The organism is Actinoplanes sp. NPDC026619, assembly GCF_040638295.1.
Lineage (GTDB): Bacteria > Actinomycetota > Actinomycetes > Mycobacteriales > Micromonosporaceae > Actinoplanes.
In genome coordinates this window covers 1-14,384 of the sequence record NZ_JBEZYA010000048.1, presented here as the reverse complement: position 1 = coordinate 14,384, position 14,384 = coordinate 1, and the positions used below count along the sequence as shown (strand labels likewise).

Genomic DNA, 14,384 nt, shown 5'->3' with positions numbered 1-14,384 from the left:
TTGTTTTGCCGCTTGATCGGCTCCTGTGCGGCCGGACGGGCGCCGATCGGTTAACGTGCCCGCATGCCCGTCGCGGTCGTCACCGACTCCACCGCGTACCTGCCCGCCGAACTGAGCGGCTCGTATGACCTGACCGTCGTGCCACTGACCGTGGTGATCAACGGCGCCGAAGGGCTGGAGGGTCTGCAGATCCAGCCGGCCGAGGTGGCCCGCGCGCTGACCGCCCGCCGGTCCGCGGTGAGCACGTCCCGTCCGGCGCCGTCCCAGTTCGCCGAGACCTACCGCCGCCTCCTCGCCGAGGGCGCCGACGGCATCGTCTCGGTGCACCTGTCCGCGAAACTCTCCGGCACGTTCGAGGCGGCCTGCCTGGCGGCGGCCGAGGTAGGCGATCAAGTCCGGGTGGTGGACAGCGAAACGACCGGCATGGGGCTGGGGTTCGCGGCGCTGGCCGCGGCCAAGGCCGCAAGCGACGGCAAAGACCTCGATGACGTACGCCGTGAAGCAGCCGACCACGCCGCCCGCGTGAGCACGCTCTTCTACGTCGACACGTTGGAGTTCCTCCGTCGCGGCGGCCGGATCGGCGCCGCCTCGGCCCTGTTGGGGACCGCCCTCTCGGTGAAGCCGATCCTGCACGTGGTGGACGGCGCCATCGTCGTGCGGGACAAGGTGCGCACCGCCGGCCGGGCCCTGGCCAAGCTGGTCGACCTGGCGGTGGAGGCAAGCGGCGACGGCGAGGTCGACATAGCCGTGCACCACCTGGAAGCTCCGGACCGCGCCACCGCCCTGGCCGACGCGGTTTCGATGCGCTTGGCCGACCGCTTGCGCGACTGCTACATCACCGAGATCGGCGCCGTGGTAGCCGCCCACGTCGGCCCCGGCCTGGCCGGCGTCGTGGTCCACCGCCGCTCCTGACCACCGCCCCCGCCACCCACGGCAGAAGCGCCGCATCCGAGCCCGCGCATCAGTGAGCGCCCGCGCCGCAGCGATCGTCCGCGCTCGTGCGGTGGTGATCCGGCGGTGCTCGTGCGGTGGCAATCTCCCGCGCTCGTGCGGTAGTGATCCGGCGGTGCTCGTGCGGTCGCGACCCGGCAGTCCTCGTGCGGCAGTGATCCGGCCGCGCTGTCTTGGCGGTTGCCTGACGACTCGCTACCTGCGCGGCCAGCTGTCGGCCGCCCAACGGGCCGGCTCGAATCCCGGTGCGAGCCTCAGGTGCGCGGCCAATTCCGCCCAAGCGCATATGTCCGCGCCGGCCTGCACCTCGTCGGCCGCAGGTAGCAGGATCGGCTCGTCGCGCTCCCAGACCGCGCGGGTGCGCCAGCCCAGCTCGGCTGAGCCCGCCAGCCGCAACTCCGCCAAGCCGGGCAGTCCCGCCTCAGCATCCGCCGAACCGCCTTTTCGGGACCCGCGCTTTCCGCCGAGCCGACCCACCCCCGGGCTCGCCGGGCCATAGGTCGGGCCTGGTGTTCGGTCGGCCGCGCCTGCCGTGCCGTGGGCCGGGCTTGGAGTGTCTTTGGCGGTGCCTGTCGTGCCCTCGGCGGTGCCTGTCGTGCCCTCGGCGGTGCCTGCCGTGCCATCTGCCGTGCCATCTGCCGTGCCTGCCGTGCCATCTGCCGTGCCTGCCGTGCCCTCGGCGGTGCCTGTTGTGCCATCTGCCGTGCCTGTCGTGCCATCTGCCGTGCCTGCCGTGCCATCTGCCGTGCCTGCCGTGCCTTCGGCCGGGGTTGGCGAGCCATCGGCGGGGCCTGTCGCGTCGTCGGTCGTGCTCGCCGCGTCGCCTGCCTCGATCGCGCCGGCCGCCTCGGGATGGGCGGTGGTCAGGGCGGCCTGGCGGGCGTACTCGTGGACGGCCAGGAGCCGCTCGGCCCGCGCGGCCGCATGGTGCAGCGGATGGCCGGGTGGCGCTTCGTAGGGCACCGTGCAGCCGTTCTCGTCACTCGCGTAGGCCATCGGGGTGATCGGCCGCGACGATGCCGCGTAGATCTCCTCCGCCTGCGCGAACAAGCCGGCCAGGTGGTCGCTCCCGTCCGCCGTGACCAGCAGCGTGCCGCGCTCCGGCGCGAACGCCACCGGCGCGCCACCGACCTGCCCGGCGAGCCGCTCGAGCCAGTGCTGCAGCAGCAGATGCGACGTCCAGTAGGCATCGCCGTCATCCACGAACCGCACCACCACGGGCTCGCTCGCGACCCCGTGCAGCACCGCCCCGGACAGGTTCGCCCGGGCTGCCTCGAAGACCTCCTCCGCGCTCACCCCCCAGCCGGCCGGCTGATCCGGCCCCACATACGTCATCGTGTCCGGGCTGTCGACCACTACGAACTCGGACAGGAACGGCAGGACCGGGCGCCGCAGCAGTGTGCCCGGCGTGCAGCCGCGCAGCACCGGGCGCAGCAACGGCCGCGCCTGCTCCCAATCCAGCGGCAGCCCGGGCGACCGCACCAGGCCGGCGACGAACCGATCGACCCGCTCCCGCCGGCGCCCGCCCCGCGTGGCCAGCAGCGGGGCAAGCTCCAGGATCGTCGGCGCCTCGTGACCGTCCGTGGTGAAGCGAACCCGGAATGCGCGCGCGTCGTATCTGGCGTCGGTGAACCCAGCGCGGCGTAACCGCCGGATGACCAGGCCGGCCAGTCGTGCCCGGGCAACCCTCCGCAGCAGGCCCACCCCGACGCCTCTTCTCTCCCTGAAGGTCGCCGACCTTATCGCAACCGGGTGACAAGTTTCCGCCCCAGGGCGACGCTCGCTTCAAGATCCTCATCGGATCGCAGCTCAGCGTCGAGACCAGCGGCCCGGATAGCGGCGGCGGCCGCCCCGGCCTGCGCTTCGGTGATCTCGGAGAGCACGATCCCGCCGGGGGCGAGCCAGTCGGCGGCGCCGGCGATCACGGCCCGGAAGACGTCGAGCCCATCGGCGCCGCCGTCCAGCGCGGTGTGTGGCTCGTGATCGCGCGCCTCCGCCGGGAGCAGCGAGATATGCCGGGTCGCGACGTACGGCACGTTCGCCAGCAGCACCGCGATCCGGCCGCGCAGCGAAGTGGGCAGGGCGTCGAAGAGATCTCCCTGATACACGTGGCTGTCCAGATTGTCCCGGGCGCAGGCGACCGCCACCGGGTCGAGATCCGCCGCGTACAGGTCGATTGCCGGCTGCCGGTGGCGGACGGCCAGGCCCAGTGCGCCCGATCCGCAGCAGAGGTCGACCACCACGTCGCCGGGGCCGGCCGTGTCCGCCGCGACACGGACCAGGAGCTCACTGCGTACGCGCGGAACGAAGACGCCCGGCCGCAAGCGCACCCGGACGCCGCAGAAGTCGGCGTAGCCGACGACCTGCTCGAGCGGCTCGCCCAGCGCCCGCCGGCCGACCAGCGCGGCCAGCTCGGTCCCGTCGGCCGCGGTGCCGGCCAGCACGGTTGCTTCGTCCTCGGCGAAGACGCAGCCCGCGGCCCGCAGCCGCACGATCGCCTCGGCCATCGCCGGCGCGGAGATTCCCGTTGTCACACGGAGTCCTTAGCACAGCGGGGCCGGCCGTGGGAGTTATCCACAGTTCGCGGTTGTCCACAGGGCGCCCGGCACCGGCCCGGCGAAATCCCTAGCGTGCCTGGCGTGCGAGAGGACCACGTCGTAGCGGAACGGCTGCGGTCGGTCATGGCCGCGACGCCAGTGCGAGGGCGCGACCAGACCGCCGCCATTCGTGGCCGCCCACAGCCGCCGAGCGCAGCGCCCCACTCTCGATACGAGTCGGCCCTGGGCGATCTCGCTGAGGTCGGCGAGCCGCTGAACTGGTCGGACGTCGTGACCGGCTGGCCGGACGACGTCGATCTCGGCCCGATGCCCGACCCGCCGGAGGAGACGGAGCCGCCGGAGCGCACCGAGCCGGGCAGCACCTCACGAACCGAGCTCGGCAGCACCCCGCGCAGTCCCGCATCGGAGATCACGGGCGGATACCAGCTGGGCACGCCCTGGGCGTCGCCGCCAGGTGCCGTGCCGATAGACCGCCCGCCCGCGAGGCCTCTGCCAAGAGTCGCCCCGCAGACGGAGGCCGCACCCGCAGTCCGCACACCCCCAGCGGCTGTGCCGATCGGGCCCTCACCGGTAGGCACCTCGCCTTCAGCCCGTCCGTCGACGGAGGCCGCGCTGGCAGCTCGCACATCGCCAGCGGCTGTGCCGGTCGGGCTCCCACCGGTGGGCACCGCGCCTGCCGGTCGTCCGTCGACGGAGGCCGCGCCCTCAGTTCGCACATCCCCGCCGGTCGGGCTCCTGCCGGTCGGGCTCCCGCCGGTCGGCCGTCCGTCGACGGAGGCCGCGCCGGCAGTTCGTACAACCCCGGCGACTGTGTCGGTCGGGCCTTCGCTGACGAGTGCAGTGCATGCCGGATCCCCGCCGGCGGACGCAGCGCCCGCGAGCCGTCCGTCGACGGCGGCCGCGCCGGTGGTTCGCACGCCGCTAGGGGCTGTGCCCCTCGGGCTTCGGTCGACGAGCGGAATGCCAGTGGGGTCTTCGTCGGCGGAGGCCATCCCGGCAAGCCGCCCGGCGACGGAGGCCGAGCCGCGCGGCCCTGCAGTTGCCGAGGCTGTGCCGGTAGGTCCTTCGCCGACCGGCGGAGTCTCTGCCGGGCACCCGTCAGCGGACGCCCCGGCAGCGAGCCGTCTGCACGGGCAGGCGGTGCCGGTTGGGCGTCCGCCAATGGTGGCCGCGCCCGTCGGGCGTACGCCCGTGGAGGCCGTGCCGGTCGGTAGCCGGTTGCCGCAAGCTGCGGCGTTCTACCGGCCGCCGTCGGCGGGCGGCCCGCCCCTGGACAGCCATACCGACCCGTTCCCCGCTCATCTCGGAGACTTCATGGACGACGCCGAGCCGTTCCGGTCCTACCGGACACCCACCGTCCGGACCGCAGGTCCGGAGCGACGTCCGCTGCCGCCCCCGGCGTGGGTGCTGCCTGAGCCGGAGGACCCGCCGGACACCGACCCGGCCTGGCCGATCTCGCCCGGCCCGGCCGGCGTGGACATGTACCCCGAGGACGAGGAGCCGCGGCTCAGCGCCTCCGGTGCGTTCGGCGGCGATCGCTCCGATGGCGGCCGGAGGTTCGGCCTCGGCGCTTTCGATCCGGGGCGACGTGGGGTCAAGGCGCTGGCCGCGGTCGCTCTGGTGGTGATCGCGGTCGCGGCCTTCCTGGCCTGGCGGGCCCGGCCGCAGGTCGACACGGTCGCACCCCCGTCGTTCGAGACGACCGCCTCCCCGGCCGCTCCCGGCGGTGACGGCGGCGGGCCGGGCGCCGGACCGCTTGCTACGGCGAGCGTCCCGGCGGCCGAGGTGGTGGTCGCCGTCGGTGGCAAGGTCCGCAAACCGGGTCTGGTGCGCCTGCCGCCGGGTGCTCGGGTCGCCGACGCGCTGGCCGCGGCCGGCGGCGCCGACCCCGGCGTCGACGTGGCCATGCTCAATCTGGCCCGCAAGGTCGCCGACGGCGAGTTGATCCTGGTCGGCGTCACGCCGTCGCCCGGCGTCGTCCTGCCCACCGGCCCGGCCGTGACCGGTCCCGCCGGCGCCGCGCCGGCGGGCGGCCTGGTCAACCTGAACACCGCCACCCTCGCCGACCTGGACACATTGCCCGGGGTCGGCCCGGTCCTGGCCCAGCGCATCCTCGACGCCCGGGACGCGCAGGGCGGTTTCAAGGCGGTGAGCGATCTGCGCAAGGTCGACGGCATCGGCGACGCCCGCTACGAGCAGTTGAAAGACCTGGTGACGGTGTGACCGGCGGAGTGCCGGACCTGCGGCTGGCCGGGTTCGCGGTGGCGACCTGGCTGTCGTCGCTGGCCGCGCTCTACCTCTCGGCCCGCTCCGGCATCCTGCTCGGCGCCGGCGCACTCGGAGGTGCGGCCCTGGTCGCGGTTTTCGTGGCCCGCCGTTCAACCCGGGCCCCGGCACCCCGGCCGGCCGCACCCTCCGCCACGGGCCGGTCGGCGGCGGCCTCGCCGGCCGATGGATCGTCCGCGGCTCCCGCTGCCGGCCGGCTGTGGCCGGTGTCGGTGCGGAGCAGAGCGGCACCCGCCGGCGCGCGGGCGGCGGTGCGGGCTTCTGGGGCGCAGGCGGCACTGAACTCGGAGGGGCGGGCGGCGGTGCGGGCTTCTGGGGCGCAGGCGGCACCGATCTCGGACGGGCGGGCGGCGGTGCGGGCTTCTGGGGCGCAGGCGGTGCCGATCTCGGAGGGGCGGGCGGCGAGGTCGGCGTCGGGGCCGCAGGCGGCTGCGGCGATGTTCGAGTCACGGCGGAAAGCGGCGAAGCCCGCGTCCTCCGGGGCAGCGATGACAGCGGCGCGGTGGATCGGGATCACAGTACTGCTCGGGGCCGGGTGCGGAGCCGTCGTGACCGGGGCTCGGGTGACGGCGCGGGAGTCGGGGCCGCTGGTCGCCCTGATCCGGGCCGGAGATCCGGTGCGGGTCGAGGCGATCGTCAGTGACGACCCGCGTGCCCTGCGTAGCTCGCCGGCGATGCCGCCGACCTACCTGGTCGCGGTCGACCTGCTGGTCGTCGGGGCCGAGGACGCCGCCCCGTTGCGGCTGAAGGCGCGCGCCCTCGTCCTGGGCGGCGATCCCGGCTGGAAGGGTCTGCTGCCCGGCCAGCGGGTGAGGGCCCACGGCAAGCTGATGCCGCCGCGCGGCGGAGATCTGCGGGCCGTGGTGGTCTCGGTGAAGGAAGCGCCGGAGCCGATCGGCCGGCCGTCCTGGGCGCAGCGGGCGGCCGGTGTGCTCCGAGCGGGGCTGCAGCGCGCCTGCGAGCCGCTGCCGGACGACTCCGGCGGACTTCTGCCCGGCCTGGTCGTGGGGGACACCAGCCGTCTCGATCCGGCGTTGAGCGACGACTTCCGCACCACCGGAATGACTCATCTGATGGCCGTGAGCGGGGCGAACGTGGCGATCATCCTGGGTGTCGTGCTTTTCGTGGTGCGGCGGGCCCGGGCCGGGCCGGTGCTGCAGGCGGTGATCTGCGCGGTCGTGCTGGTCGGCTTCGTGATCCTGGCCCGGCCGTCGCCGAGTGTGGTGCGTGCTGCGGCGATGGGCGCGATCGGCCTGATCGGTCTCGCCTCCGGCCGTCCCCGGGCGGCGCTGCCGGCGCTGGCGGCGGGGGTAGCGGCACTCATTCTCTACGACCCGGAGCTGGCGGCCGATCCCGGTTTCGCGCTGTCCGTGCTGGCCACCTCCGGGCTGCTCCTGCTGGCGCCGGCCTGGCGGGACGCGCTGCGCCGCCGCGGCTGGCCGGCGGGCGCGGCCGAGGCGCTGGCCGTTCCCGCGGCCGCCCAGGTGGCCTGCGGCCCGGTCGTGGCCGGCCTGTCCGGCACGATCAGCCTGGTCGCGGTGCCGGCCAACCTCGTGGTCGTGCCGGCCATCGCCCCGGCCACTCTGCTCGGCGTGGGCGCGGCCCTGCTGTCGCCGGTGTGGGCCGGAGGGGCCGAGTTCGCGGCCTGGCTCGGTGACTGGCCGGCGAGGTGGCTGGTGATCGTGGCGCGGTACGGCGCTCGGGTGCCGGCCGGCGCGCTGCCCTGGCCCGATGGTGTCTGGGGTGCGCTTCTGCTCGCCGTGATCACGGTGGCCCTGCTGTTCGCGGCGCGCCGCCCGGTGCTCCGGCGGCTGGCGCTGGTGACGACGCTGGCCGGAATGCTGGGCGCGATGCCGGTGCGGCTGCTCGCCTCGGGGTGGCCGCCCGCTGACTGGGTCGTGGTGGCCTGCGCGGTCGGGCAGGGCGACGCGATCGTGCTGCCGGCCGGGCCCTCGCGGGCCGTGGTGATCGACGCCGGGCCGGAGGCCGATCCGGTCGACCACTGCCTACGGCGGCTCGGGGTGCGGCAGGTGGCGCTGTTCGTGGTCAGCCACTTCCACGTCGACCACATCGGCGGGGTGGCGGGGGTGTTCCGTGGCCGGAGGGTCAGTGCGGTCGCCGGGCCCGACTGGCCCGAGCCGCCGGCCGGCCGGGCCTCGGTAGCGGCCGCGGCCGCGCCGTTGCCGCTGCATGCGATCGCCCCGGGCTGGTCCTACGAGGTCGGCGGACTACGGCTGACCGCGATCGGTCCGTTCGAACCGCTGCACGGCACCAACTCGGATCCGAACAACAACTCGCTGGTCCTGCGGGCCGAAGTGCGCGGCGAGGTGGTGCTGCTGCCTGGCGACGCGGAGACCGAGGAGCAGGACGAACTCCTGCGCCACCTGGGCCCGGAGGCGCTCCGGGCCGACGTGCTCAAGGTGGCGCATCACGGAAGCGGCTACCAGTCGCCGACCTTCATCGACGCCACCGATCCGGCGGTGGCACTCGTATCGGTGGGAAAGGACAACGATTATGGGCATCCGAACGCCCCGCTCCTGGCCCGGCTGGTTCGTGGCGGTGCGCGCGTGTTGCGTACCGACCAGGCGGGTAACCTTGCCGCGGTCGCCACCGGGCACGGCCTCGCGGTGGTCGCTCGCGGCGATCCGCCGGATCACTGACCGGTCGATCAGAATGCTCGGATGGAGCGAGAGACGATCAGCGCCGGGGATCTGAGGCTGCGGCCGTTCGTGGTCGAGGACATTCCTTGGGTGTACGAGGTGTCGCTCGACCCGGCCGTCCAGCGGTTCCTGGAGATCCCGATTCCGTATCGGATGGCGGATGCCGAGTACTTCGTGCGGCAGATGGCGATCGCGGCCTGGGACGACCGCTCGCGGGCCGAGTTCCTGATCGAGGGCAGGGCGGGGGAGCGGCTCGGGCGGGCCGGACTCGGGCTGGACGGGCGCGGGGTGGCGCAGATCGGATACTGGCTCGACCCGGCGGCGCGCGGGCGTGGGGTGGCTACGGCCGCCGTCCTGATGCTTTGCGGGTGGGGATTTGAGCGGCTCGGGCTCGATCTCGTCGAGTGGCGGACCGAGGTGGGCAACATCGCCTCACGACGGGTGGCGGAGAAGGCCGGATTCCGCTTCGAGGCGACGCTGAGGCACCGCCTGCGGCACCGAGGTGTGCGGGTGGATGCGTGGATCGGATCGATGCTGCCGGGGGAGCTGTCGACACGCCCGGCTTAGGTCGATTGATGGCATTCGGTGGGATCGATGGGCGTTGCGACCCGGGCGGTGACCCGTGCAGACATTCAGCCTGATCGAGCGACTTTACGTTCCCCGGCGCATGGCGAGACGCCAATATGTCTGCTTTCGCATTCGGTGATCGGCGATCTGCGCGAAGGAGTGAGCCTCGCGGAAACGTCAGCCCTTCGTGCGACGATATTGGACGTGAACACGGCAGCTCCCGATCCGCTAGTGCTCGTCCTCGGCGACGAGGAGCTTCTCGCCGCCCGCGCGATCACCGCGACGGTCGATGCGGCCCGGGCGGCCGAGCCCGGCGCCGACGTCCGGGAGTATGAGGGAGGCGCCATCGCGGCCGGCGAGGTGGCCGAGATGTTGAGCCCGTCGCTGTTCGGCGGTCGCCGGGTGCTGGTGATCCGCAGTGGACAGGATGCCCGAAAAGACCTGATCACCGCCCTGCTGGCGTATGCGAAGAATCCCGACCCCGAGGTGACGCTGATCGTCGCGCACCTCGGCGGCGCCAAGGGTAAGGCGCTCGCCGACGGGTTGCGCTCGGCCGGCGCCACCGTGGTGCCTGCGGCGAAGCTCAAGGGCGATCGGGAGCGCATCGCGTTCGTCCGTGACGAGTTCCGCCGCAACGGCGGCCGGTGTGACGAGGTGGCCGCGTCCGCGCTGCTCGCGTCCGTGGGCAACGACCTGCGGGAGATCGCGGCGGCCTGCTCGCAGTTGCTCGCCGACACCGACGGCAAGATCACCGAAGGCGTCGTGGCCCGCTACTACAAGGGTCGCGCCGAGGTGAGCGGCTTCACCGTGGCCGACGCCGCGATGGTCGGTGACCTGCCCGGCGCGCTCGAGGCGCTGCGCTGGGCACTGCACGTCGGCGTCGATCCGGTGCCGATCTCCGACGCGATCGCCGACGGCGTCCGCACGGTCGCCAAGGTCGCCGCGGCGGGCCGGGGCAATCCCTATCAGCTGGCCAGTTCGCTCGGCATGCCGGCCTGGAAGATCCAGCGAGCCCAGGAGCGCAGCCGCGGGTGGACGCCCGAGGGCCTGGTCGACGCGATGCGCGCGGCCGCGGATTGCAATGCCGCCGTCAAGGGCGGCGCCGAGGACCGCGGATTCGCCCTGGAACAGGCCGTCTTCGCCGTCGCCGCGGCCCGTCGTGGAAACGGGGCGCGATGAGGTCCGGCCGGCCCGACGAGCCACACCGCCCGCTTTACGCTCGGCTGCTCCGGCTGCGGCACGTCGCGCCCAGCGGTTTCCTGTGCTTCGTCTTCCTCGAGGGCGCGGTCGCGCTCGGCATCCTGCTGGCCCTGGCCGAGTTGGTCAGCTGGTGGGGCGTCCCGGTTCTGCCGCTCTGCGTCGCCGCCATGGTCAAGCTCAACGACGTCATCGCCGGCGCACTCAGCCGCTCGACCGCACCGGCCGCCGCCTTCCCCCGAGCGCAGACGTTCCGTCCTTCCAGCGCCACCAGCCCGGCCGGGCTCCGCGATTCCGCCCTGCTGAGCGACCTGGCCCAGCACGACTTGGCGCTCGAACTCGACCCAGCGATTCAGTACGGCCTGCCGGCTAACCATGACCCGGTGGGTCAGTTCGGCCCGGCGGCTCAGCACGGCCCAGCGGGTCAGTATGGCGCGGCGGTTCAGTACGGCTTGGCGGTTGAGCATGACCCGGCGGTTCAGCACGGCCCAGCGGGTCAGTATGGCGCGGCGGGTCAGTACGGCTTGGCGGTTGAGCATGACCCGGCGGTTCAGCACGGCCCAGCGGGTCAGTATGGCGCGGCGGGTCAGTATGGCGCGGCGGTTGAGCATGACCCGGCGGTTCAGTACGGCTTGGCGGCTGAGCATGACCCAGCGGGTCAGTGCGGCTCGGCGGTTGAGCATGGCGCGGCGGTTCAGAATGGCCCGGCCGGTCTATATGGCCCGGCGGCTCAACCCGGCTCAGCGGCTTCCTACGGCCCGGCGGCTCAACCCGGCTCAGCGGCTTCCTACGGCCCGGCGGCTCAACCCGGCTCAGCGGCTTCCTACGGCCCGGGGGCTCAATACGGCCCGGCGGCTCCTGTCGGTCCGGCGGTTTTGGGTGGTCCGGCGCCTCTGGGTGGTCCGGCGGGCCTGGGCGATCCACATTCCGCGAACAGTGGAGTCATGCCACCGACCGGCATCGCCGGCGAAGCCACCACGCGTCTCCCGGGCGTCATCAACCGCGACCAGGGCACTCCGATCATGCGACCTTGGGCCGAGGAAGCCGAGGCCCAGCAGCAGCGAGTCCGCCAGTCCGCCAGCCGCCGCTACGAGTAATCACACAGCCGTGCGGCTGTTCCGTGCCGAGGCGCCAGCGCCTTCGCGCGGGAGCAGCTCTGTGGCCGGTCGGGGCGGCCATCTTCGGTCACTACGGCCGAGGGGCGTGGGTCCCTGCGCCCATCGGCCGATGCAGGGTGGGCCGGGCGGGGACGCTGGGATTGGTGGGCGCGCAGCGGCCATGGGTGTGCCATTCACGCAGAATGAAGGGCCAGGGCCGGCGGAGCTGGGCCCCGGCCCGGCCTCGGCGGGAGCTGCGGTCTGTGCCACCCGCCCGGGCACGACATCAAGTTCTTGAACTTGAATTTGACGCTTTTGTGCTGTGGTCGCGCAGGGAAACGACTCGGGCACCGGCTCGGACAGATGTCCGGCGGTGCCCGGGTATGGTCGGTGACCGGCTCGCTTCGCGAGCGGTGGCGCGGCGGCTTCCGTGCTGCCGCGCCTGGCCTGGTGGATCAGGCAGACAGTGCGCCGACCCGCTTGGCGATGGCCGACTTGCGGTTGGCCGCCTGGTTCTTGTGGATGACGCCCTTGCTGACAGCAATGTCGAGCTGACGCGAGGCGGCACGCAGAAGGGTCGTGGCCGAGTCGACGTTGCCCGCCTCGCTCGCCTCGTTGAGCTTGCGGATAACGGTCTTCAGCGACGACTTGACCGACTTGTTGCGCAGCCGGGCCTTTTCGTTCTGCCGGTTGCGCTTGATCTGGGACTTGATGTTCGCCACGCGACAGCCTTGTCCTGACTAGGTTCGGGAAACTGGTCTCTAGCGGTGGAGCAGCGAACAGCAGCGCGTCACCACACGCGATGGCCCAGACTACCAGCACCATCTCCACCCGCCAAAACGAGCTACCAGCCGCGGCGGTCGGCGAGCCAGGCCAGGGCCTGTTCGCCGCTGAAGCGTTGGTGCTGGCGGCTGTGCGGGGAAGCGCTGCTCGGGCCGCCGTCCGCTCTGCTCAACCAGTATCCCGCCAGGGCGGCGAGGGCGCCGTCGACCCCCTCGGCCGGTGGGTCCCACGGGGCCAGGTAGGCGTCCGCGTCCAGGCCGCTGGCGAAGGCGCTGGTCAGCAGCGTGATGGTGTCGAACCAGGGCGCGCCGAGGACGGGCCAGGTCCAGTCGCAGAGGCGGGCGCGGCCGGTCCGGTCGATCATCACGTTGTCGATGCGCAGGTCGCCGTGCATCATGCCGGGGCCCTCGACCAGGCCGGGGAGGCGTTGTTCCAGGGCGGCCAGTTCGGGCAGATGGGCGGGCGCGACGGTGTTCCGGGCGGTACGCGGCATTCGTTCCCGTCCGGCCGCTATCTCCGACCACTCGGACATTTCCGCCTGGATGATCGCCGGTAGCGGTGGCAGACCCGGAGTGCTGGGGGTGGTCAGCGCCTCGGCGGCATGTGACCAGGCCGCCAGCGTCGTCGCCAGCTCGGCCGGCTGCCACGGCAGTGCCGGGACATGGCCGTCGATCGCCTCCAGGCAGAGGACGAAATAGCCGGAATCCTCCATCGTCCAGCGCGGGCGGGCCGCGTCGATCTCCCGGGGGAGGGCCGCGGTGATCGCGGCCTCCCGGGCGTACCACTGCGAGTTCGGATCTTGCCGGGGTGCGGCCTTGAGGAACGCGCTCTCGCCCGCCTCCGTCCTGACCAGGGCGGCGAAGGCCCGGGTGAAGCCGCCGCCGGCGCTGTGCGCCTCGGCGATCGGCGCGCCGAGGCGCTTTTCCACCGCTTTCCGGAGGCCGGCCGGCAGATCTGACCAAAGCGGGCGTACGGCGGTCGAGCCGTACGGGACATCGGGAAGTGAAATTGGCCGCACCGGACCATCCTGCCGTCCCGATTTTTGTCGTACCCGGCTGGCAGGATCCTCCCCATGAGAACCGACGACTTCTGGGCGGTGATCGGCCGCGCGACCGCCGATCGGCCCGCCACTCCGGCCGAGGTGGCCAAGCGTGCCGCCGCCGACCTGGCCACCCACGACCCGGAGGAGATCGTCGCCTGGGCTCGCCACCTCGACAAGGTGATGGTCGCCTCCGGCACACAGGATCTGTGGGCGGCGGCCTATCTGATCAATGGCGGGTGTTCCGACGAGGGATTCGACAACTTCCGCGGCTGGCTGATCGCACACGGGCGGGATGCCGTGGCGGGCTCGGTCAAGTCGCCCGACGCGCTGGCCGACATGCCGGCCGTGCAGGCCGCCGCGGACAACGGCGCCGTCTTCGAGGCGGAAGAGGTGCTGACCATCGCGGCCGAGGCCTATCGGCAGGCGACCGGGTCCGAGATGCCGGCCTGGGAGGCGCCGGCGACCAGGCCCGACTCCGCCGACCTGTGGGATTTCGACAACGAGGAGGAGATGCAGAGGCGACTGCCGCGCTTGTCGGCCCTCTTCCTCGCGCCGCCGGAGTGACTCGAGCCGCGCGGTGACTCGATGAGTGGGAAACGGGGTCGCGGGGATGGCAGCAGCTCGCCTTGAATCAGAGGCATGGAGGCAATGCAGGGGACGGTCGCGGGAGTCAGTTGTAACGGCACCTACTCGTTCACCAAGCCGGTTCGGGACGAGATTCTCCTGATCGCCGGCATCGGGGTGGAGGGGGACGTGCACTCCGGCTTGTTCGTCAAGCACCGTGGCCGGGTGTGGCGGGACCCGACGCAGCCGAACTTCCGGCAGGTGCACCTGATTCAGCGGGAGCTCTTCGACGAGGTCGGGGAGAAGGGCTACGACGTCGGGGCCGGCAACCTCGGCGAGAACGTGACCACCAGCGGCATCGATCTGCTGGAGTTGCCGCGGGGGACGATCCTCCGGTTCGGCTCGCCCGATGGCGCGGGCGGGCGGGTGGACGCAGCAGGGACCGCTGGGCAGCCGGCCGCTGGGGAGACGGCGGCCGGGGCGCTGGCGGGAGTGCTGGAGGTCGCGGCGGCGACCAGCCTCACGCCGGGCAATGCGAACACGGTGGGCGCGATCGCGGCGGCAGCCGAGCGCGATCGGGGAGACGGAATTTGTCAAGTCAAATTGAGACGGTTTGTGCCTCAGTTGTTGGCTGGTTGATCCAGGCTCTCTCGGGGAGCTGGGGTGCGCGAGGCCGGCG

The 14,384-nt window shown here is 72.8% G+C and carries 11 protein-coding genes and 1 pseudogene; 8 read left to right on the top strand and 4 right to left on the bottom strand.

Features of this window, described 5'->3' with window-relative positions:
- Positions 1-63: 63 nt before the first annotated feature.
- Entirely contained in the window at positions 64-912 is an 849-nt protein-coding gene (locus AB0E90_RS49060) for a DegV family protein (protein ID WP_360420284.1), read from the top strand.
- Positions 913-1,146: 234 nt separating this feature from the next.
- Here the strand turns inward: AB0E90_RS49060 and AB0E90_RS49055 are convergent, their stop codons facing one another.
- Together AB0E90_RS49055 and AB0E90_RS49050 are read right to left on the bottom strand one after the other, a co-directional pair.
- On the bottom strand, positions 1,147-2,655 hold the full coding sequence (locus AB0E90_RS49055; RefSeq protein WP_360420282.1) for a hypothetical protein: 1,509 nt from the start codon (positions 2,653-2,655) through the stop codon (positions 1,147-1,149).
- Between the two features lie 35 nt (positions 2,656-2,690).
- Complete coding sequence (locus AB0E90_RS49050) at positions 2,691-3,458, bottom strand: putative protein N(5)-glutamine methyltransferase (protein ID WP_360420346.1); 768 nt, start codon at positions 3,456-3,458, stop codon at positions 2,691-2,693.
- A gap of 1,365 nt (positions 3,459-4,823) precedes the next feature.
- Here AB0E90_RS49050 and AB0E90_RS49045 point away from each other — a divergent pair.
- The 5 genes and pseudogenes from AB0E90_RS49045 to AB0E90_RS49025 all read left to right on the top strand — a co-directional run.
- A complete protein-coding gene (locus AB0E90_RS49045; protein WP_360420280.1) occupies positions 4,824-5,732 on the top strand; it encodes a ComEA family DNA-binding protein in 909 nt (302 codons plus the stop codon).
- Positions 5,729-8,455, top strand: coding sequence for a ComEC/Rec2 family competence protein (locus tag AB0E90_RS49040; protein ID WP_360420278.1), 2,727 nt, complete (start codon positions 5,729-5,731; stop codon positions 8,453-8,455). Before AB0E90_RS49045 ends, AB0E90_RS49040 begins: the two co-directional genes overlap by 4 nt.
- Before the next feature lie 21 nt (positions 8,456-8,476).
- Complete coding sequence (locus tag AB0E90_RS49035) at positions 8,477-9,022, top strand: GNAT family N-acetyltransferase (protein WP_360420276.1); 546 nt, start codon at positions 8,477-8,479, stop codon at positions 9,020-9,022.
- A 195-nt stretch (positions 9,023-9,217) separates the two neighbouring features.
- A complete protein-coding gene (gene holA / locus AB0E90_RS49030) occupies positions 9,218-10,201 on the top strand; it encodes a DNA polymerase III subunit delta (protein WP_360420344.1) in 984 nt (327 codons plus the stop codon).
- Positions 10,198-10,440 (top strand): annotated as a pseudogene (locus AB0E90_RS49025) (hypothetical protein); the annotation flags it as partial. The gene holA and the pseudogene AB0E90_RS49025, both read left to right, overlap by 4 nt.
- A 1,331-nt stretch (positions 10,441-11,771) precedes the next feature.
- Here AB0E90_RS49025 and rpsT read toward each other — a convergent pair.
- Both rpsT and AB0E90_RS49015 read right to left on the bottom strand, forming a co-directional pair.
- The gene (gene rpsT, locus AB0E90_RS49020) at positions 11,772-12,038 is read right to left on the bottom strand and encodes a 30S ribosomal protein S20 (RefSeq protein ID WP_360420274.1); all 267 of its coding nucleotides are present in this window, start codon (positions 12,036-12,038) and stop codon (positions 11,772-11,774) included.
- A 122-nt stretch (positions 12,039-12,160) separates the two neighbouring features.
- Positions 12,161-13,117 carry a phosphotransferase gene (locus AB0E90_RS49015; protein ID WP_360420272.1) on the bottom strand — a complete coding sequence of 319 codons (957 nt, stop codon included), beginning with the start codon at positions 13,115-13,117 and terminating at the stop codon, positions 12,161-12,163.
- Between the two features lie 54 nt (positions 13,118-13,171).
- On the opposite strand from AB0E90_RS49015, the gene AB0E90_RS49010 reads away from it, so the two are divergent.
- Together AB0E90_RS49010 and AB0E90_RS49005 are read left to right on the top strand one after the other, a co-directional pair.
- Positions 13,172-13,705 (top strand): DUF4240 domain-containing protein, encoded by a 534-nt coding sequence (locus tag AB0E90_RS49010; RefSeq protein WP_360420270.1) that lies wholly within the window; start codon positions 13,172-13,174, stop codon positions 13,703-13,705.
- A 75-nt stretch (positions 13,706-13,780) separates the two neighbouring features.
- Positions 13,781-14,344, top strand: a complete 564-nt coding sequence (locus tag AB0E90_RS49005; RefSeq protein WP_360420268.1) for a hypothetical protein — start codon at positions 13,781-13,783, stop codon at positions 14,342-14,344.
- Positions 14,345-14,384: the final 40 nt, after the last annotated feature.

Bases quoted from the DNA above. Each gene is read 5' to 3' on its own strand.
- AB0E90_RS49060 (WP_360420284.1), top strand. From the start codon at position 64: ATGCCCGTCGCGGTCGTCACCGACTCCACCGCGTACCTGCCCGCCGAA.
- AB0E90_RS49050 (WP_360420346.1), bottom strand. From the start codon at position 3,458: ATGGCCGAGGCGATCGTGCGGCTGCGGGCCGCGGGCTGCGTCTTCGCC.
- AB0E90_RS49045 (WP_360420280.1), top strand. From the start codon at position 4,824: ATGGACGACGCCGAGCCGTTCCGGTCCTACCGGACACCCACCGTCCGG.
- AB0E90_RS49035 (WP_360420276.1), top strand. From the start codon at position 8,477: ATGGAGCGAGAGACGATCAGCGCCGGGGATCTGAGGCTGCGGCCGTTC.
- AB0E90_RS49010 (WP_360420270.1), top strand. From the start codon at position 13,172: ATGAGAACCGACGACTTCTGGGCGGTGATCGGCCGCGCGACCGCCGAT.
- AB0E90_RS49005 (WP_360420268.1), top strand. From the start codon at position 13,781: ATGGAGGCAATGCAGGGGACGGTCGCGGGAGTCAGTTGTAACGGCACC.